Here is a 19,596-nt window from a genome sequence, read left to right as displayed (position 1 = left end):
GTGCGGGAGCCTGAAGGCCACATATATGGGGACTGATCCCCAGTCACCCAAACCGGAAGTTCGTGTCCTTTTCCGGCGCGTTCAGAACGAACATCAGATTCATGAAGGAGACTGGCAAGTCTTTGTTGCTAATGTGGTTTTCTGAACTGAAATACGCCACGACACGCGCTGCGCAAATCGGGCGTATTTCACTTCCACCACACTAGCGGTCTAAGTGGCCGAGGATCACATATTTAAGGATTTCGGCAACCTGTTCAGAGGTTTCGGCCACCGCCAGCGCAGCGCCATCGATTTCCTTCAGCGGGTGGGTGAGCGAGGGGTCGTGGACCACGATCAGGGACTTGCCAAGGGCTGCAGCGTACCCGGCATCGAAGGCCGCGTTCCACTGTTTGTACTGATCGCCAAACCGCACCACCACGATATCGGCTTTCTCGATCAGGGTGCGGGTGCGGATCGCATTGACCTTGGCCCCCTTGTGATCGTACCAGAATTTCTTGTCTTCCTCACCCAGGATCACCGCGCCGCAGTCATCGCTGGCCGCGTGGTCGGTCACCGGTGCGGAAAAGCTCACCGGCAGGTCCAGCGCCTTGACGCCTGCAACAATCCGCTCGCGCCAGTCGGTATGAATTTCACCGGAGAGGTAGACACGCCAGTCGCTCATGATCTCTTGATCCTTCCTTGTTTCCGGCGCCGAAGCTGGGGGTTCAACTGTGCCGCGTCAAGTCCAGGCCACCGGCTTTTGTGCAGAAGAAGCACGTTACAAAGTGGTGATGAGGTCTTTCAGGGCGACGCGGTAATTCGGATAGCGGAAGGAAAAGCCGAGTTCTTCCTTCAGGCGCTTGTTGGAGACACGCTTGTTCTCACCATAAAACGAGCGGGCCATTGGCGAGAGCTCCGCGCTTTCAAACGGGATTTCAGGGGGCGGGTCGACGCCCAGAAGCCCGGCGGCATAGGTCACCACATCCTGGGGCGGGGCCGGTTCGTCATCTGTGACGTTGAAAATGCGTGTCGTGGGCTGGTCCATGGCCATTTCCAGGGCCGCTGCAATGTCAGCCACGTGGATCCGGTTGAAGACCTGACCCGGTTTGATCAGACGCCGCGCCTTGCCTTTCCTGAAATTCTCAAAGGCGTTGCGGCCGGGCCCGTAAATGCCGGACAGGCGGAAGATCTGAACCGGAACATCCTGCTCCCGGGAAAGGGACAGCCAGGCCTCTTCGGCCGCCACGCGCTGCTTGGAGCGTTGAGATACCGGTTTGCAGGGTGTCTCCTCGTCAATCCAGGCCCCGTAATGATTGCCATAAACGCCGACCGTCGACAGATAGCCGATCCAGACTGGCGAGGCTGCGGCGATATCGGCCCCGTGCTGCAGAAGCACCGGGTCGCCGTGTTCATCAGGGGCAATGGACACCAGAACATGGGTGGCTTTTGCCAGGGCCTGTGCAATACCTTCGCCCTTGTTTGTGCCGTCAAACAGGAACGGGGTTACGCCAAGCGCTTTCAGCGCGTTCGCTTTTTCAGGAGAACGGGTCGTGCCGCCGATCCAGTCGAACCGGTTCTTGACCTTTTCGGCAAAGGCCTTGGAGGAAAATCCCGCCCCGAAAATAAACAGCCGCATCAGATCATAGCTCCAGATGGTTGCGCCGGATCTCATAAAGCGCGATGCCGGTGGCCACTGCAAGGTTCAGGCTGTCGGCCTGGCCGGTCTGGGGAATGCGGATCAAGGTGGAGCAGGCGGCCGCCATGTCGTCTTCCAGACCCTGCTGCTCGTTGCCCATCACCAAGAGAACCGGTTCGTCATAGTCGGGCGTGCGGTAGTCCACTGAGCCCTTCAAATGGGTGGCTGCAACCGTACCCGGCCACGCGCCGGCGAAAGATTTGAACGCGTCCTTGCTCATCCGGGCGATGGGCACGTGAAACAGCGAACCCATCGTGGCCCGCACCGCTTCCACCGCAAAGGGGTCGGTGCAGTCGCCCACCAGAATGACACCACTGCCGCCGACCGCATCCACGGTCCGCAGGATCGTGCCCAGATTGCCCGGATCGCGTACCCGGTCCAGCGCCACCCAGACGGTCGCTGTCTGCGGGGTGAGGTCCTGGGGCGCAAGGGTCTGCTGTTCATAAACGCCGACAACCATCTGCGGATTGTCCTTGCGGGTCATGGCCGACAGAACTGCGGTGGAAACTTCCAGAATCAGGGCGCCCCGGGATTTGGCGCTGGCGGCAGCCTTTTGGGCCACCGGATTGTCTCGGGCCTCCGGCCCGAGAGCGAGATAGCGCACGCCCCAGCCTGCTTCCAGCGCATCGGCCGCCAGTTTCAATCCTTCGGCCACAAACAGGCCCGACTGGGTGCGGTGCTTGCGCTGGGCAACAAGGCCCTTGATTTCCTTGACGATCGGGTTGGAGTGGCTGGTGATCTGCTTCACCGCGCCCTGACGGCGTTCCATCATCGGCTGCTCCATCTGGAAAAGAGCGAGGTCGACAGGGCCCGCGCGCCGGTTTCTTCCCGGATCACAAGTTCCCCCGATTCCAGCAGCCCGCCCTGATCGGCCAGGGTCTCGGCCATCAGCTCGTGAATGGACACGAAGCTGGAGCGGATCGCGTAGGCGGTCAGGATCATGAACAGGGACTGATCGGTCAAAAGCTGCTTCAGATCCTCCAGCATGCCGGGCAGACTTGTGTAAAGGTCCCAGACTTCCCCCTTGGGGCCGCGGCCATATTTCGGCGGGTCGAGAATGATGCCGTCATAGGTGTTGCCGCGCCGGACCTCACGCGCAACGAACTTGGACGCGTCTTCACAGATCCAGCGGATAGGCAGGTCCTCAAGGCCGGACAGGTCCTGGTTTTCCCTTGCGTAGCCAATGGCTTTCCTGGACGCGTCCACATGGGTCACCTGCGCGCCCTCGGAGGCTGGCAGCAGGGAGGCCAGCCCGGTATAGCCAAACAGGTTCAGGATCTTCAAAGGCCTGTCCGGGCTGCGCTGGCGTTCCGCACGGATTTTGCCGTTCACCCAGTCCCAATGGGCGGCCTGCTCAGGAAAAACGCCCACATGGCGGAAGGACATGAAGCGGCCATTGTAGCGCACCGGCCCATAGGACATGGGCCAGGTCTCCGGAACGTTGCCGGCAAATTTCCAGCGGCCGGGGCCTTCTTCTTCCGTATCGCCGGAAAAGACCGCATCGGCCCGGGCCCACTGGCTGTCTTTCAGGCGGCGGGCGCCCATGGCCTGGGGTTCCGGACGGACAATGGTGAAGCGGCCATAGCGTTCAAGCTTTTCGCCTGCACCCATGTCCAGAAGCCGGTAGTCCTTCCATCCCTTCGTTTCCAGAATGACTGGCCAGTCCTGGCTGGGGGGCGAGCCGAAGGGGGCAAAGGCTGGGGCGCTGGTCTTGTCCGCCACGTCATTCTCTCGTTTCTGGTTATCCTGCGTGGGTCCGTCACCTAGTCCTCTCTTGGGCTGAGGTCAATCTTTTGAGACGCCTGCGGACAAGATAAGGGCGGGGCACCCGGCACCCCGCCCTTGATGGACACTTAAAGACGGCCGTTGTCAGGCCGCAGCGACTTCCGACAGGAAGCGTTCCACTTCCTGTTTCAGCTGGTCGGTCTTGTCAGTCAGTTCGCCGGAGGCGGACAGAACCATATCCGCAGACGAGGCGGTCTGATCGACGGCCTGGGACAGCTCGGTCATGGAGGAGGTGACCGCACCTGTGCCCTCGGCTGCACGCTGGACGTTCTGGGAGATCTCGTCTGTGGCGGAGCCCTGCTGCTCAACGGCGGAGGCAATGGCGGCGGTATAGCTGTTGACCTCGTTCATGATCTCGGTGATCTCGCCGATGGCGACGACAGAGTCCTTGGTAGCGTTCTGGATCTCGGTGATCTGGCTGGAGATCTCTTCCGTGGCCTTGGAGGTCTGCGTTGCCAGTTCCTTCACTTCGGAGGCTACCACGGCAAAACCTTTCCCGGCTTCACCGGCGCGGGCGGCCTCGATGGTCGCGTTCAGGGCCAGCAGGTTGGTCTGTTCGGCAATCGCCTGGATCAGGGTAACAACTTCGCCGATCTTGGTGGCCGCTTCCGCAAGCCCTTCCACCTTTTCATTGGTGTTCCGGGTGCCGCGGGTTGCCCGGTCGACGATTTCGGTTGTCTTGGAGACCTGCCGTGAAATCTCGCCGATGGATGTGGCCAGTTCTTCCGCCGCGCTCGCAACGGTCTGCACGTTATTGGTGGTTTCGGTGGTGGCTTCCTGGGTCTCGCCGGAATGGGTGGCGCTGTCCCGTGCGATTTCCGAAAGGGCCTGCGCGGTGCTGTCCAGACCACCTGCGGTCATGGCCACGGACCCGAGCGCCTCTTCGGCTGTGGCCCGGAAGCCGTTGATCAGGTCGTCGATGCGCTGCTGGCGTTCCTGCCGGGCCGCCTCTTCCTGCTCACTTTGCACCCGCAGCTCGGCCCGCTCAACCGCATTGTCCCGGAACACCTGAACCGTCCGGCTCATGTCGCCAATTTCATCTCCCCGGTCGATTCCCGGAATGTCGACCTCGTTTTCCCCGCCAGCCAGCCGGGCCATGACCTCGGTGATGGTGCGGATCGGGCGGGTAATGGCTAGGTTCAAAATAACCGCCAGACCGATGCCGCCGAGCGTTGCCAGAACGATCGTGACGATGATCTGTGCTTTGGCCGAATCGGCGGCTGCCTTGGACACCTTGGACTGGGAGTGGGCGATCGCTGAAATGTCGGTGTTCACCTTACGGGTCAGGCCATCCAGCTGCGCCCGTTTGTCCGCCAGATCAGCCTCCGTGGCCTGCATCTCCTTGAAGGCCCGGTCCAGCATGGCAAGCGAGACGGGAATTTCGCTGATCGCATCTGCGGCCGCCGGCAGGACATCTGCATATTGAGACATCTGTTCTTCAAGGCCCGACAACTTGGCGATCTGCTGTTCAACCGGCTCCGTGGCTTGGGCGCCAAATGATCCAAAGAGATAGAGCAATTCGGCCCGTGCGCTTTGCGCAAACTGGCTCATGGTCTTAGCTTTGTCGGAAATGGACCGGATGATGGCCAGACGGCTTGCAGCCGAAAGCGCTTCCGTTTTTGTCTGGCTGACGACCGGTTCTGACAGCTTAAGAATGTCTTCAGTGCGTGCCTGCAGGCCCTCAATGGCGGTGCCAACGGCAAGGCGGGCTTCATAGGCTTCGGAAAAGCCCAGATCCGTTGTCAGGTTCTCAAGTACCTTGTTCAGCTTGTTGGCCTGACCGGCCAGCTTGGCCATGGCTTTGCGATCGATGCCCTCGATCTGCTTGAAGCGCATCTGTTTGGTGAGCGAAACCAGAGTGCGGGCGATACCGATCGACTGCTGCAGGGCCTCGCCCTCCAGATTGCCGTTACCTTCCAGATATTTTAGCTGGATCTGGAGGACATCATCCTTCAGTTCGAAAACGTCACGCTGCATCTGGTTTACATCATCCAGACGGCTGCCGGCGGCAAAAGCTTCCGCGCTGACGCGCTTTTCTTCAGTGGCGACGGCGTCCGTGATGGTGCTGGCCAGTTTGCTCAGATTGGTGGTGCTGTCCTGCAAGGTTGCCAGACGCGCGGCCTGTTGTTCGGTCTGCTCGACAACAAGATCAAAAGTGGCCCCGAATTCTGTGACGGCTGCTTCCGCGCCGCTCACCTGGGCTTCGGCCGCAGGATCTCCGGCAACCTCTGTCCGCAGTTTTTGCAGGGTCGCTTCCAGCTTTGCGATTTCTGTGTGGACGGCGCTGGCCTGCTGCTGTGAGGGGGTTTTCAGATAATCTTCCCGCTTCAGGGAGATCGCTTGCACCTGGCCGGACGCCTGCGCGGCGTGGTCGGCGACGGTGAAACTTGCCGACAGGTTCAAGATGGCCAGAAAGCCGACGGCACCCACAACCGCTGTCAGCAAAAGGACGGCCAGAAAGCCTCCCCCAACCTTGAAACCAAATTTAAGATCAACCAGAGTTTTCAGAAGCCGGTTCATTCTTCTCCCCAATGCCAGCTGAGCATTCTTCATCTGGAATATTATTTGCGGGAGCGATTAATTTTGAATGAAATTTGGAAGCTCTTGTTTTGACACGAGGAGTTGTATTTTGGTCAGTATTACGGAGGTTATCAATTGTGTTCGGCCGTGAGCTATTGGCAGGAATGGCAGGGAGCACGTTGGCCAGCGCCGTTACACATGCTGTCCGCCGTTGATGTGGATTTCCGATCCGGTAACATAGCTCGACCGGTCCGAGCACAAATAAAAGATTGTGTCGGCCACCTCGTCCGTGCGGCCAAGCCTGCGCAGCGGAATGTCATCGATCAGTTTTTCCGTTCCAGGTGAGAGAATGGAGGTGTCGATTTCCCCCGGCGCAATGGCGTTGACCCGGATTCCGTGCGGGCCGAAATCGGCGGCCATTTCCCTGGTGAGGGCCGCCAGTGCTGCCTTTGAGGTGGAATAAGCTGTGCCTGCGAACGGGTGCACCCGCATGCCGGCAATCGACGTGACATTGACCACCGACCCTCCGGCTTTCTTCAGTTCCAGAAACAGCCCGCGCCCCAGCAGGATCGGTGCAAACAGGTTGACCTGAAACACGGTCCGCCATTCATGCATTGCGGTGTTGAGTGAGTTGAGCCGCTCGCCCTGGGGGCCTTTCGGACTGATGCCGGCATTGTTGACCAGTGCATTCAGCTGCGAGCCGTTCTCTTCCAGGCGTTTGCGGATTTCCTGTACCGCAAAGCCGAGATTTTCCGGATCGGACAGATCCACCTGTATGTGGTCTTCCGGTCCCATGGGCCAGGGGCACTTGTCGGAAAATGCCTGGCGGGAACAGGTGATCACGCGCCAACCTTCGGCAGAAAACCGTTTGACCGTTGCGTGACCGATGCCCCGGCTCGCACCAGTCAGGACGAGTGTCGGCCGTGTGTCGGAGGCGTCTTTGCCGCTCATGGGGGACCTTGTTTCTTCGCAGGAGGTTCAGAAAAAGTTGACTCTTATAGTAGGGTTTGGCTATTGCGCTTTGAACCCTGATGCCGATATGACCGGGTGACTGGACCCAGCGCGAACCCTACAATGATCATTTGCTCCTGTAATGTTCTTTCTCAAAAGCAGCTGAAAGAAGCTGCGGAAGAAATGCGCTCCGACCCCGATGGCAAGGTGCCGACCCCCGGTGCCGTGTTCCGGCATCTGGGCTGCCGCCCGAGATGCGGCAGTTGTTTTCCCTCTGTTATTGACATCATTCATGAAAAAGGCTCTGAAGAGGCGACGCAAACTGAACCGGCGCCCGTGCGGATGAAGCGCTCCGCCAGCCGGTGAGATGGAGAGGGCCTATGAAGGGTGAACCGACAGTAATCGACTATTTGAACAAGGCTTTGCGCCACGAGCTGACTGCGGTAAACCAGTATTGGGTCCATGCCCGGCTTCTGGCCGACTGGGGTTTCGGCAAGCTCGCGGACAAGGAACTGGAAGAGGCGGACGAAGAACGTCAGCATGCCCAGGACCTCATGGACCGGATCATTTTCCTGGAAGGCCTGCCCAACCTGCAGACCCTTGATCCGCTGCGTATCGGCCAGAATGTAAAAGAGTGCCTGGAAGGCGACCTGGCGGCTGAATATGTGGCCCGCGCCCTTTACCATGAAGCGCGGGAAGTCTGCCGCGATAAGGAGGACTATGTCTCCATGAAGCTGTTCGAGCAGCTTTTGAGTGACGAAGAAAGCCATATCGATTTTCTGGAGACCCAGTTGGAGTTGATCGAACGGATCGGCATCGACAATTATTCCCTGTTGAACGCCAAGTCTGCCGATCAGGCAGAATGATCTGAGGGTCTTGCGCGCCCCAGCCTGCCGGCCGGGGGAGCCGCCGGACATAAGGGAAAATCAGTTACGGCTGCTCCGGTCCGGAGCAGCCGTTTTGTGTTCGAGGGGCTGTGTTCAGAAGATGAACCGGGCCGCCCGCCGCCCGTGCGTCCTCCTCGTCATGGGTAACGAGCAGTACCGGCAAGCCCTTTTGCCGGGCCAGGCGGAACACAAGATCGCGTATGTCCGACCGCCGGGCCTTGTCCAGACTGGAAAAGGGTTCGTCCAGCAACAGGGCGTGCGGGGCGGCCAGAAGTGTGCGCATGAGCGCAACGCGGGTCTGTTGCCCGCCGGACAGGGTTGCCGGATCGCGGCCGCCAAATCCGGCCAGACCGACATCGTCCAGAGCCGCTTCAGCCAGAGCCTTCCGGACAGCGCGCCCCTTGATCTGCCCGGGCAGGGCAAACAGCAGATTTTGCAGCACCGACATGTGGGGAAAGAGAACAGGTGTCTGGAACATCAGCCCGATCTGCCGCGCCTGGGCTGGGCAGACTGTCAGGTCCTGCCCATTCAGCAGCACCCGTCCGTCTGCCTGAAAGCTGGGCCTGAGGAACCCGGCAATGAAATCGAGCAGGCTCGATTTGCCGCTGCCGCTCTCTCCCATCACGGTCAGCACGGTGGCCGGGGGGATATGGCAATCGATCTCAAGCAGCATGGTGCCTTCAAGGGACAGGCGCACAGCGTCCAGAATGAGCCCCGGCCGGGGCTTGGGTGCAGCCATCTGGATCACCTTTCCAATCGCAGGGTGGCTCGCTTGTGGAAGGCGAGCGCAGGCACGAGGGCGGCCAAAGCGAAACCCGCAAGCGGGATGAGCAGCTGCAGGAGGCCGTATAGCGCGGCAATTTGCCGGTTTCCGCCGCTGGCCAGGGCAACGCTTTCCGTTGTGACCGTGACGAGACGGCCCGCCCCGATCATGAGCGTTGGCAGATATTGTCCCACCGATACGGCGGCGGCAACGGCCAGGGTCACAAGCACGGATCGCAACAGCAGCGGCAGCTTCACCTGCCAGAAAATCCGGCGGGGAGAGGCCCCAAGCGCTGCGGCCGCCTTGGCGTAGCGGGGATCAAGCCGGGCCCAGGGATCGCTGAGCGCAAGAAAGGCGTAAGGTAGCACGAAGATCAGATGAGCAAGAAGAACCGCCTGGAAGCTGCCGCTCAGATCCAGAACCAGAAACAGCATTTGCAGGCCGAACAGAAAACTGATCTGCGGCAGAAGCAGAGGCAGGAACAAGATGGCTTTCAAAGCGGGCCCCGCCGGACGTGCGCCTCTGCTTCGGCTTTCCAGCAGCCACAGGGTCAGGGCTGTGGCCAGAAGGGACGCGGCGACCGCAAGGGCGAAGCTGGCCGACAATGCCGGTCCGGCCATGGCGAAGGTTTCCTGAAATCGGGCGAGGCCCCAGCGGCCTGGCAGGGTGGCGGGAAACCACCAGGACCGCGCCAGGGACCAAAGGCCAAGCAGCAGCAGGGCAAGGCCCATGGCCGCCACAATTACAAGCATGGGGACCAGGGCAGCGCGCCGCCAGATCCGGTCGTTGCCATGGCGGTGCCCGTTCACAAGAGGGCGGGCAAAACAGGCGGCGGCCAGCCGTTCCAGCAGAAGATAGGCTGCAAGCGCACTGCCGCTGACACAGAGCTGCAGCAAGGCTCCGGCGGAGGCCATCAAACGTTTGGTCAGGTCCGGGTCACTCATCCATTGGACCAGACGCGGTGCCAGCGGCGGCGGTGTTGTGGGCCCCAGGATCTGGGCCACGTCGACCACGGAGGTCGAATAGGCAATGACCGCCAGCATGGGCAGGCGGATCAGCGGATAGACCTGCGGCAGGATACATTTGAAGAATGCCGCCATACGGCCGTAGCCGAGACTGGCGCCTGCCTTCAACGTGTTTTGCAGGTGAGGCCGGTTCAGGGCCGCCAGCATCATCAGGAACAGAAACGGCACTTCCTTGGCCACGAGGGAAAAGGTCATGCTCAGACCCGCCGGATCGTTCAGGATCAGCAGATCCGGCGGCCGGTCCCATCCGGTTGCCCAGGGCGAGACAAGGCGGGCGAGAAAACCGGAAGGGGCAATGAGAAAGGCAAGGCCGATGGCCGCCGCTGCGTGGGGCACGGAGAGCAGTGGCGATAAAAACCGGGACAGGCGGTGGAAAGTGCGCGTGCCGTACCAGCCCGCTGAAAACACACAGACGGCCACAAGCGACACAAAGGCCGCGCCCAGTCCGGTGGTAAAGCTCAGGAGAACCGACATCCACAGGCCCGGTGTTGCCAGAAGATCCTGAAACGGGGCGAAGGACAAGGACCGGTAGCCCAGCGCCGGCAGGTAGCCGAAGGCGGGCAGGGCAGTGCCCGCCAGACCGGCCAGCACCGGTCCGGCCAGCAGCACTAGCACACAGGCCGTTGGCAGGTCGGGGCGTTCAGCCGGGGGAGGCAAGACGGGTCACTCGCAAGCTGTCTCAGTCCGTTCCGGCGCCATAGCGGGCCGACCATGCCTCTTCCAGGGCAGCGACCCAGCTGGGATGGGGTTCGGGCAGAACCGGTCCAAGGTCTTCCGGGGGCAACGTCGCCGGACCCCGCTCCATGGTGTCAAACAGCGCTTTTTCATTGGCGGGCAGGCCAGCCACGTCCAGAACGGTTGGATCACCCCAGATCTCCGGCTCCTGCTTGCGCATCTGGGCCATCGGGCTCAGCAGAAAATTGGCAAACACCTTTGCTCCGGCCTTGTTGGAACTGTTGAAGGGAATGGCCACGAAATGGGTGTTGCCGAGGGTTCCGCCGTCAAAGACAAAGGTGCGCACCGTTTCCGGCAGTTCCCCGTTGGCGATCGCTCCCGAGGCGTCGCTGGGATTGAAGGAAAAGGCGATGTCCACTTCGCCGTCGGCGAGAAGCTGGCGCATGTCCGCAGCGTTTTTCGGGAAAGCCTTGCCCTGACGCCACAGATGCGGATGCAGCTCATCCAGAAAGGCAAATAACGGTGCGGCGGTGTCCTCAAAAGTCTCTTTGTTGACGGGGGCCGACAGCATGCTTGTGTCGGCAACCGTGTCGAGCAAAGCTTGCTTCAAGAAGGTGGTACCGTAGAAATTGGGTGGCTGGGGATAGGAAAAGCGCCCCGGATTGGCTTTGGCGAAGGCCAGAAGACCCTTGAGGCTGGTGGGCGGGGCGGACAGGCGGGCCGCGTCATACATGAAGACAAGCCGGGCCATGCCCCAGGGGCTTTCCTGCCCGTCTGTCGGTACGGTGAAGTCGACCTTGACCGTTGGTTTGTTCTGAACATCCACATAGGCCCAGTTGGGCAGTGTTTCGGCCCAGCCTTTGCCAGCCAGCAGCCCGTTTTCCTTCATGGAGGCGAAGTTCTCGCCATTGATCCAGATGAGATCCACGGCCCCGCCGGAGGTCTTGCCGACGGATTTCTCGGCCAGCACCTGGGACACGACGCTGGCCGTGTCGCTGACCTTCACGTGCACCACGCGGGTGCCGTAGTCCCGTTCCACCTCGCGGGCGGCCCATTGGATATAGGCATTGATGCGCGGCTCGCCGCCCCAGGTATGGAAATAGACGGTCTCGCCTTTTGCCTCCTCAAGAACCTGCTGCCAGGCCGGGTCAACAGTCTGCTCCTGGGCGGCGGCAAGACCCGGCATCAGCAGCGTTGCAAGGAGGCCAAGGCCGGCGGCGCACACTCGTTTCATGCAAAGTCCCCGTGTCGCCGGTCTGAAAAGACCGGTCTGAATGTCAGTGCCCTTTCCCTCGCGCAGCCCACGCCGCACGGTCAAGACAAGGCTTTGTGAACGTCATAGGCAAGTTCTTTTTCTGCCGCCACGGGTCTAGACAGGCAGAATGTGGGTGTCCTTGATCTCTTCCATGACCGCATAGGTGTGGGTTTCACGCACCCCGGGAAGGGCTAGCACCACATCGGAGAGGAATGCGCGGTAAGCTTCCATGTCTTTCACCCTGCTTTTCACCAGATAGTCGAACCCCCCGGCAACCATGTGGCATTCCAGAATGTCCACTGAGCGTTCAACCGCGAGCTTGAACGCGTCAAAGATTTCCGGTGACGTTCGCTCCAGCCGGATTTCCACAAAGACCAGAAGGCCCCGCTCGACCTTTTTCGGGTCCAGCGTTGCGGAAAATCTCTCGATATATCCTTCCCGCACCAGCCTCTTCATACGTTCGGCTGTTGCTGTGGGGGACAGGCTGACCCGCTCCGACAGCTCGGTGTTGGTAATGCGGCCGTCTTCCTGAAGCACCTTCAGAATCCGGCGGTCTGTCGCGTTCAGCATGTTATTTTCACTATAAAATGAAATCTAACGAAGAAATACACTAAACTCTGGCCTAAAAACAGGGATAAAAACAAGAAATTTTCGTATAAATTAGGGGAAGTATTGGTTTGGCGCTGATGCGCCCTTTCCGGAGGTTCTCATGAACGTACCGTCTACCGCCACCACAAAAATGACACATGCCGATCTTGAGCCGTTCCGGGAGCCTTACGCGCCTGAAGAGCGCAAGGTGGTGGAGACGCTGTTGAAGGACGCGTCGGGCGATCCGGTGGTTGAAAAGCTGATCGATCAGCGGGCCCGCGGCTATATCGAAGACATGCGGTCGGTTCAGGTGGGTCTTGGCGGCGTCGAAGACTTCATGCGCGAATTCGGCCTGACGACCCGTGAAGGTCTGGCCATGATGGTGCTGGCCGAGGCCCTGCTGCGCGTGCCGGACGCGGATACCGCCGACAAACTGATCGAGGACAAGCTGGCGGCGGCCCGGTTCGATGATCCTTCGGGCCCGAAATCTGACACCTGGCTGGTGTCCGCCTCCTCCTGGGCGCTGGGCGTCACATCCCGTCTGCTGCACCCGGGTGATACGCCGCAAAGCATTCTGTCGAGCCTTGTCAAGCGCATGGGCATGCCAACGGTGCGGATCGCGACCCGTAAAGCCATGACCCTGCTTGGCCATCAATTCGTGCTCGGTGAAACGATTCAAAAGGCGCTGGAGCGGGCCAAGGGCCAGGAAGCCAAAGGCTACCGCTATTCCTATGACATGCTGGGCGAGGGCGCCCGCACCCAGAAGGATGCCGAGCGCTATTTCCAGTCCTATGCCAGCGCCATTGAAGCCATCGGCAGCGCCGCAGGTAAGAAGCCGCTGCCAGACCGGCCGGGCATTTCCGTCAAGCTGTCCGCCCTGCATCCGCGCTACGAGGCGGTCAATGGCGAGCGGGTGCGCGACGAGCTTCTGCCGAAGCTGCGCGAACTCGTTCAGATGGCGAAAGACCGGAACCTCAACTTCACGGTGGATGCGGAAGAGGCCGACCGGCTGGAAATCTCCCTGGATGTGATTGCAGCCCTCTTGGCCGACCCGGTGACGGAAGGCTGGGACGGGTTCGGCCTGGCGGTTCAGGCCTATCAGAAGCGGGGCACCCAGGTGATCGACTGGCTGGTGAATGCAGCCCGCAAGACCAACCGCCGTCTCATGGTCCGGCTCGTGAAGGGTGCCTATTGGGATACGGAAATCAAGCATGCCCAGGAAGGCGGCGCCGACGGCTATCCGGTCTTCACCCGCAAGGCGGCCACGGATCTTTCCTATCTGTGCTGCGCCAAGCGCATGCTGGCGGCCCGGGATGTGCTCTATCCGCAATTTGCCACTCACAACGCCCTGACCGTCGCCCAGATCATCGAAGTGGCGGGCGGATCGTCTGAGGGGTATGAGTTCCAGCGCCTCCACGGTATGGGCGAAAGCCTCTATAAATCGGTGTGCGAGCGGGACGGGTTCCCGTGCCGGATCTATGCTCCGGTCGGAGGCTACAAGGATCTTCTGGCCTATCTGGTCCGCCGTCTTCTGGAAAACGGTGCCAACTCGTCCTTTGTCACCATTGTCGGCGACACTTCCGTTTCCGTGGAAACGCTTTTGAAGCGCCCGGCGGTTCTGCTGGACAATGGCCACCATGCGGTCAACCGGTCCATTCCGCTACCGGCCGGTCTTTACGGGGACGGCCGCCGCAACTCGGACGGTATCGAATTTGGCTGCGCAGCGGAACGTGCTGCCCTGGTGGACGGCATGGCCCGCACCAAGGCGCCCTTCCTGGACGCCGGTCCGCTCGGCGCGGGCTTGCCGCAGGGCGGGGAGCCCCATCCGGTCTTTGCGCCGATGGACGGCTCGACCAAGGTTGGCACCGTGCGCTTTGCCGATCAGGACACGGCCCGCAAGGCCATGGAAAATGCTCAGAAAGGCTTCGAGGCCTGGTCGCGCAAGCCGGTGGACGAGCGCGCCGCCGCTCTTGAAAAGCTGGCCGATCTTCTGGAAGACAACCGGGACCGTCTGATGATGATCCTGTCTATGGAAGCGGGCAAATGCCTGCCGGACGGGATTGCAGAAATCCGCGAGGCCGTTGATTTCTGCCGCTACTATGCCAATGAAGCGCGCACGCTGTTCGGCGAAGGCCGTTTGATGCCCGGGCCTACCGGCGAAGAGAACCGCTACCGGCACCGGGGCCGGGGTGTCTTCGTGTGCATTTCGCCATGGAATTTCCCGCTGGCCATTTTCCTTGGCCAGATCAGCGCTGCGCTGGTGGGCGGCAATGCGGTTGTCGCCAAACCGGCTGAACAGACGCCGCTGATTGCCTATGAAACGGCGCAGCTGATGTATCAGGCCGGCATCCCGCAAGATGCTTTCTTTCTGGTGCCGGGCGAGGGCGATATCGGCGCTGCGCTGACCTCCCATCCGGCCGTTGCCGGGGTGGCCTTCACGGGCTCGACCGAAACCGCCTGGGCCATCAACGGGACGCTTGCGGCCAAGCGCGGCCCGATTGTGCCGCTGATTGCCGAAACAGGCGGCATCAACGCCATGCTGGTGGATGCCACCGCCCTGCCGGAGCAGGTCTGCGACGATGTTGTCATGTCGGCCTTCCGCTCCGCCGGGCAGCGCTGTTCGGCCCTGCGCTTGCTCTATGTGCAGGACGATGTGGCGGACTCGCTTCTGCAGATGCTGGAAGGCGCTGCCCGGGAGCTCAGCCTTGGTGATCCGCGCCTTCCTTCCACCGACATCGGCCCGGTGATCGATGATGAGGCACAGTCGGTGATCGTCAGCCATATCGACGACATGAAGGAAAAGCAGACCCTGCGCTTTGCGGGCGAAACGCCGGCGGGCAAACTCGCCAATGGCTCCTGGGTTGCCCCGCATATCATCGAGCTGGACAAGGCCGAGGCGCTCACCCGGGAAGTCTTCGGCCCCGTGCTCCATGTGGTGCGTTACAAGGCCAAGGATATTGAGCAGGTGCTCGATCAAATCGCCTCGACCGGCTACGGCCTGACGCTTGGCGTTCACAGCCGCATTGACGCAACGGTGACGAAAGTGGTCGACCGTCTGTCCGTCGGCAATGTCTATGTCAACCGCAACACGATTGGCGCTGTTGTCGGCACCCAGCCCTTTGGCGGCTCGGGTCTGTCCGGTACCGGCCCCAAGGCGGGCGGCCCGCTCTACCTGACCCGGTTCGCGCTGGAACAGGTGGTTTCGATCAACACAGCAGCAGCGGGTGGCAATGCCAGCCTTGTTGCTGCATCTGACGATTAGTGCACGGTCCCCGGTTTACCCCGCCACCTAACAAGAAGCGCCTCCTGTCCGGAACAGTTCCGTGCCCGAACCCACCTGGACGCGGAACTGCAGGCGCCGCCCGAGAGGCAACCTGTCGCTTAACGACAGGTTTGCTCCTCCTTCAGACCCTCTCCTGCCCAACGGGAGAGGGTTTTTCTTTTGTTTGAAGACAAATATCCAAATTTGATCGAAAGCGTTTTTGAAGTCAGGTGCCCCGCGGCTTCGCGCGCCGGGTTGCCTCGGCCGCGGTCGGATCATCCGGCCAGGGGTGTTTGGGATAGCGGCCTTTCATATCCGCTTTCACGTCCGCCCAGGACCCGGCCCAGAAACCGGGCAGATCCCTGGTGATCTGGATAGGCCGCTGGGCGGGGGACAGAAGTTCCAGGATCAGCGGCAGGCTGCCGCCGCACAGGTTTGGATGGTCCTTGAGGCCAAAGAGTTCCTGCACCTGGATCGACAGGGTCGGACCTGCGGCGGCCCCATAGTCAATCGGCACCTTGCTGCCGGTGGGCGCCTTAAAGTGAGAGGGCGCAAGGGCGTCGAGCTGCGTCATGGCGTCATAGGGCAAAAGCGCAGACAAGGCAGTGCCGAGCAGGGCGGAATCCACCGCGGCAAGACTGGTCAGCCCGGACAGGAAGGGCTGGAGCCACTCCTCCAGCGTAGCGGTCAGATGAGGATCGCTCAGGTCAGGCAGGGCGGCAGTGCCGGTCTCACGGGCATAGGCCGCCCGTTTTCGCAGCCGGACCTGGTCCTTGCTCCAGGGCAGGCGGCTGGTGCCCCTGCGACGGATCGCCTTGATCAGCGCTGTTTCAACCGCCGCCGGATCTGGCGTGCCAACCGCCGCCGACTGCAGCTCCACCGCTTTGTAGCGGGTCACCCTGCGGGCCTTCAAAGCCCCGTCTCCGGTCAGCTCGACCAGATCTTCTTCCAGGATGGCGTCTGAAAAAAGCGTTTCAATCTCGTCCCGGCTGATTTGCGCACAAAGCTGAATGCGGCCGCCGGCGGCCTTGCCCTGAATGTCGGCAACGGTCAAAAACCGCTCCCCGGCGAGCCCATGGGTGGGGTTCAGTTCGGCGCCCCGGCCATTGGCAAGGCGGAACCGGCCGGTCTGGCCGCGGGCCTGGGCGACCCGGTCGGGATAGGCCAGGGCCAGCAGGGCGCCAGCGCTGTCCAGATCGGTCTGCGTGCCACGTCCACCGGCCAGGGCCAGCCAGCGGCTGGCCAGAGCCCGTCCGTCCTTTGCCCGCTGACTTTTGTCCTGAAGCAGACAGCGCAATCTTGTCTTGAGGTCCGGATCGCGGCCGCCAAGGCCGGGTTCCGACAGGACCAGAGCGATCAGCGCAGCGGTATAGCCAAGCCCCTGGCGGCAGCCCTCCAGCACCATATGCGCCAGCCGGGGATGCAGCGGCAGCTTGGCCAGCGCCTTGCCTTGTCCGGTCAAATGGCCAGCCGCATTCAGGCCGTGAAGGTCTTTCAGAAGGTTCTTGGCTTCGCTCCATGCAGCGTCTGGCGGCGGATCGGCAAAGGCCAGCACCGCCGGGTCCAGTGTGCCCCAGGCAGCCAGATCCAGCACAAGGCCGGTCAGATCGGCTTCCAGAATTTCCGGAGCTTCATTCGCAGGAAGTGCGGCGGTCTGGGCTTCATCCCAAAGCCGGTAGCACACGCCCGGCTCCGTCCGTCCGGCCCGGCCCCTGCGCTGGTCGGCGGAGGCCCGTGAGACCCGGACCGTTTCCAGCCGGGTCAGGCCGGTCTGGGGCTCATAGCGGGGCACCCGGGCCAGTCCGCTATCGATCACAACCCGCACCCCTTCAATAGTGAGCGAGGTCTGGGCGATGGCGCTGGCCAGCACGATCTTGCGCTGGCCGGGCCCTGCGGGGCGGATCGCCGCATCCTGGGTCTTGGCATCGAGACCACCGAAGAGCGGGGCGATCTGGCAGTCCTGAGGCACAGAACCGGCCAGAAGGTCAGCGGTGCGTTTGATTTCCCCCTGACCGGGCAGGAACACCAGCAGCGAGCCAGTCTCCTCCTGCACGGCCTTGCTGACGGCGCGGGCCACTTGCGGTTCGATCCGGGCCTTCGGATCGCGGCCGAGATAGCGGGTCTCCACCGGGAAACTGCGCCCCTTGCTTTCCAGGACCGGAGCGTCCCCGAGCAGCCTGGCAATGCTGGCAGCGTCAAGGGTGGCGGACATGGGCACAAGCCGCAGATCTTCGCGCAGGGCCGATTGTACATCAAGGGCGAGCGCCAGCCCGAGATCCCCGTCCAGGGAGCGTTCGTGAAATTCGTCAAAGAGAATGGCTGCAACGCCGGTCAGTTCGGGGTCATCAAGGATCAGTCTTGTGAACACACCTTCGGTGATCACCTCGATCCGGGTGCGGACGCTGACCTTGGTTTCCATGCGCACCCGGTAGCCGACCGTCTCTCCGGGCCGCTCCCCCAGCTCCTGGGCCATGCGGCGGGCGGCGGCCCGGGCGGCAAGGCGGCGGGGTTCCAGCACCAGAATGCGCCCGTCTGCCCGCCAGTCCGCGTCCAGCAGGGCCAGCGGCACACGGGTCGTCTTGCCGGCTCCAGGCTCCGCTACCAGAACCGCATTGCTATGGCTGTCCAGCGTGCGCAGGAGATCCGGCAGAACGCCATCAATGGGCAGCGGCACGGCAAAGGAGCGAGGTACCGTCATGGCAGGGAGGCTCAGGCGGATGCGGGGCTGGCGGCGGCTTTCCATTGCCGCTCATGGGTGTTGACCGAAAAAGCGCCGGGCTGGCGGGCAAAGGAGGCCAGTCCTTCCAGCGCCGGGTCCGGATGGCGGACAATAAAGGTCGGGATCCGGGCCATCAAAGCCTCATGGGGTGCCTTGGCTTCGAAGGCTGCCCGGAAACCGTCCCCGGTCAGAAACCGGGCAATGCGGGGGGTGACGCCGCCGGTCAGATAGACGCCGCCCCGGGCCAGAACGGTCAGGGCACAGTCTCCGGCGACCCGGCCCAGGCAGCGCGCAAAGACTTCCAGGGTCTTGACCGCCACAGGATCATTGTCCCCGGCGGCACTGGTGATGCTGGCGGCAGTCTCAAAGGACCGGTCGAGTGTCATCCATTGGCTCACCGCCCGGGCCAGCCGGGGAAGGCCGCTGCCGGACAGAAGCTGCTCTGCGCCGATGCGCCCGCCGACCCGCTCGATGAAGGGCCAGATGACCATGTCTTCAGGCGTCACCGGTCCCAGTTCGACATGACCGCCTTCGCCGGGCACGGGCACCCAGGTGCTGGAGGCATGGATCATGGAGGCCGCACCGAGCCCGGTGCCCGGACCGAGCACGAATTTTGCACTTTCGGGGCGGATAGCGCCGGGTCCGATCTGCTCGATATCCGCGCCTTCATAGCCGGGCAGGGCGAGCGCCTGGGCCTCAAAATCGTTGAGCACGATAACTTCCTCGATCCCGAGATCGGAAATCAATTTCAAGGGTTCAATCACCCAGGCCGCATTGGTCAGTGCGATGGCATTTCCGGTCACGGGCCCCGCAACGGCAATGATGGCAGTTCTGGGGTTCGTCTGCGCGTCCGGATAGACAACGGCGCGGACGGCGCTGGAAATATCCTTGTGATCAGCTGTCGCGGTTTTGCCGCACATGCGGGTTGGGGCCTCTGGATTGTCAACCAGGGCAAAACGGGCATTGGTGCCGCCGATATCGGCCACCAGAACAGGATAGGAAAAGGTCCGGGAGCGTTTGGAAAGGGTCATGATCCGGCGCGGCCCGCCTCTCGGGTACCGACTTCGGGCGTATCTGAGGTGGTTTGCAGGCCCTTGAGCCGGGCCGAGCGCAGCAGAATGTCAGCGGTGGTCTCGTTGAGAGCCATCGGAATGTCATAGACCAGCGCCAGGCGCATCAAGGCCTTCACATCCACATCATGGGGCATGGGTGACAGGGGATCGACAAAAAACAAAAGACCCTGCAGCCTGCCTTCGGCGATCATTGCACCGATCTGCTGATCGCCTCCCAAGGGGCCGCTTTTGAGCCGGGTCAGATCGAGTTCCGGACAGGCCTCGAGAACGCGACCACCGGTTGTGCCGGTGGATACCAGATGAAAGCCGGCCAGCTTCTCCCGGTGGCGGCGGGCAAAATCGACCATCACGTCTTTTTTGGCATCATGGGCAACAAGCGCGAGCGTGGGCATGTCGGGCATTGCGGTTCCTTTTTGTA

General features: G+C 61.8%; 16 protein-coding genes. 3 read left to right on the top strand and 13 right to left on the bottom strand.

Features of this window, described 5'->3' with window-relative positions; all coding sequences use genetic code 11:
* Window positions 1-202 precede the first annotated feature (202 nt).
* From ACXAH0_RS19545 to ACXAH0_RS19520, 6 genes are all read right to left on the bottom strand, one after another.
* Complete coding sequence (locus tag ACXAH0_RS19545; protein ID WP_475176930.1) at window positions 203-661, bottom strand: YtoQ family protein; 459 nt, start codon at window positions 659-661, stop codon at window positions 203-205.
* A gap of 96 nt (window positions 662-757) precedes the next feature.
* Window positions 758-1,615 carry an NAD-dependent epimerase/dehydratase family protein gene (locus tag ACXAH0_RS19540; RefSeq protein WP_475194311.1) on the bottom strand — a complete coding sequence of 286 codons (858 nt, stop codon included), beginning with the start codon at window positions 1,613-1,615 and terminating at the stop codon, window positions 758-760.
* A gap of 4 nt (window positions 1,616-1,619) precedes the next feature.
* On the bottom strand, window positions 1,620-2,447 hold the full coding sequence (locus ACXAH0_RS19535) for a TrmH family RNA methyltransferase (protein ID WP_475176938.1): 828 nt from the start codon (window positions 2,445-2,447) through the stop codon (window positions 1,620-1,622).
* On the bottom strand, window positions 2,444-3,397 hold the full coding sequence (locus ACXAH0_RS19530) for a class I SAM-dependent rRNA methyltransferase (protein WP_475194308.1): 954 nt from the start codon (window positions 3,395-3,397) through the stop codon (window positions 2,444-2,446). Before ACXAH0_RS19530 ends, ACXAH0_RS19535 begins: the two co-directional genes overlap by 4 nt.
* Window positions 3,398-3,544: 147 nt before the next feature.
* Complete coding sequence (locus ACXAH0_RS19525; protein ID WP_475194305.1) at window positions 3,545-5,980, bottom strand: methyl-accepting chemotaxis protein; 2,436 nt, start codon at window positions 5,978-5,980, stop codon at window positions 3,545-3,547.
* A 192-nt stretch (window positions 5,981-6,172) separates the two neighbouring features.
* A complete protein-coding gene (locus ACXAH0_RS19520; RefSeq protein WP_475176952.1) occupies window positions 6,173-6,931 on the bottom strand; it encodes an SDR family NAD(P)-dependent oxidoreductase in 759 nt (252 codons plus the stop codon).
* Window positions 6,932-7,054: 123 nt separating this feature from the next.
* Between ACXAH0_RS19520 and ACXAH0_RS19515 the strand changes: the two genes are divergently transcribed.
* The gene (locus ACXAH0_RS19515; protein WP_475176958.1) at window positions 7,055-7,297 is read left to right on the top strand and encodes a (2Fe-2S)-binding protein; all 243 of its coding nucleotides are present in this window, start codon (window positions 7,055-7,057) and stop codon (window positions 7,295-7,297) included.
* Window positions 7,298-7,311: 14 nt separating this feature from the next.
* Window positions 7,312-7,797, top strand: coding sequence for a bacterioferritin (gene bfr, locus ACXAH0_RS19510; protein WP_475176963.1), 486 nt, complete (start codon window positions 7,312-7,314; stop codon window positions 7,795-7,797).
* Window positions 7,798-7,861: 64 nt separating this feature from the next.
* Here the strand turns inward: bfr and ACXAH0_RS19505 are convergent, their stop codons facing one another.
* The 4 genes from ACXAH0_RS19505 to ACXAH0_RS19490 all read right to left on the bottom strand — a co-directional run bounded on the left by ACXAH0_RS19505 (window position 7,862) and on the right by ACXAH0_RS19490 (window position 12,106).
* A complete protein-coding gene (locus ACXAH0_RS19505) occupies window positions 7,862-8,557 on the bottom strand; it encodes an ATP-binding cassette domain-containing protein (protein WP_475176968.1) in 696 nt (231 codons plus the stop codon).
* 5 nt (window positions 8,558-8,562) lie between these two features.
* Window positions 8,563-10,263: an ABC transporter permease gene (locus ACXAH0_RS19500; RefSeq protein ID WP_475194302.1), complete on the bottom strand. Its 1,701-nt coding sequence runs from the start codon at window positions 10,261-10,263 to the stop codon at window positions 8,563-8,565.
* Window positions 10,264-10,285: 22 nt separating this feature from the next.
* Complete coding sequence (locus tag ACXAH0_RS19495; protein WP_475176979.1) at window positions 10,286-11,515, bottom strand: ABC transporter substrate-binding protein; 1,230 nt, start codon at window positions 11,513-11,515, stop codon at window positions 10,286-10,288.
* A gap of 135 nt (window positions 11,516-11,650) precedes the next feature.
* Entirely contained in the window at window positions 11,651-12,106 is a 456-nt protein-coding gene (locus tag ACXAH0_RS19490; RefSeq protein WP_475176982.1) for a winged helix-turn-helix transcriptional regulator, read from the bottom strand.
* 139 nt (window positions 12,107-12,245) lie between these two features.
* Here ACXAH0_RS19490 and putA point away from each other — a divergent pair, with 139 nt between their 5' ends.
* Window positions 12,246-15,386 (top strand): bifunctional proline dehydrogenase/L-glutamate gamma-semialdehyde dehydrogenase PutA, encoded by a 3,141-nt coding sequence (gene putA / locus ACXAH0_RS19485; protein WP_475194298.1) that lies wholly within the window; start codon window positions 12,246-12,248, stop codon window positions 15,384-15,386.
* 226 nt (window positions 15,387-15,612) lie between these two features.
* Here putA and hrpB read toward each other — a convergent pair whose 3' ends face one another.
* From hrpB to ACXAH0_RS19470, 3 genes are read right to left on the bottom strand one after another with little or no spacing between them, the layout of a single operon-like run.
* Entirely contained in the window at window positions 15,613-18,084 is a 2,472-nt protein-coding gene (gene hrpB / locus ACXAH0_RS19480) for an ATP-dependent helicase HrpB (RefSeq protein WP_475194294.1), read from the bottom strand.
* A gap of 11 nt (window positions 18,085-18,095) precedes the next feature.
* Entirely contained in the window at window positions 18,096-19,136 is a 1,041-nt protein-coding gene (glk, locus tag ACXAH0_RS19475) for a glucokinase (protein WP_475194290.1), read from the bottom strand.
* Window positions 19,133-19,579 (bottom strand): methylglyoxal synthase, encoded by a 447-nt coding sequence (locus tag ACXAH0_RS19470; RefSeq protein WP_475176996.1) that lies wholly within the window; start codon window positions 19,577-19,579, stop codon window positions 19,133-19,135. The genes glk and ACXAH0_RS19470 overlap by 4 nt, the downstream gene beginning before the upstream one ends.
* Between the last annotated feature and the right edge of the window lie 17 nt (window positions 19,580-19,596).

This window comes from Roseibium sp. AWQ4_290 (assembly GCF_056160985.1).
Note: the sequence above shows the minus strand (reverse complement) of the source record. Positions and strands in the feature narration are given on the sequence as shown.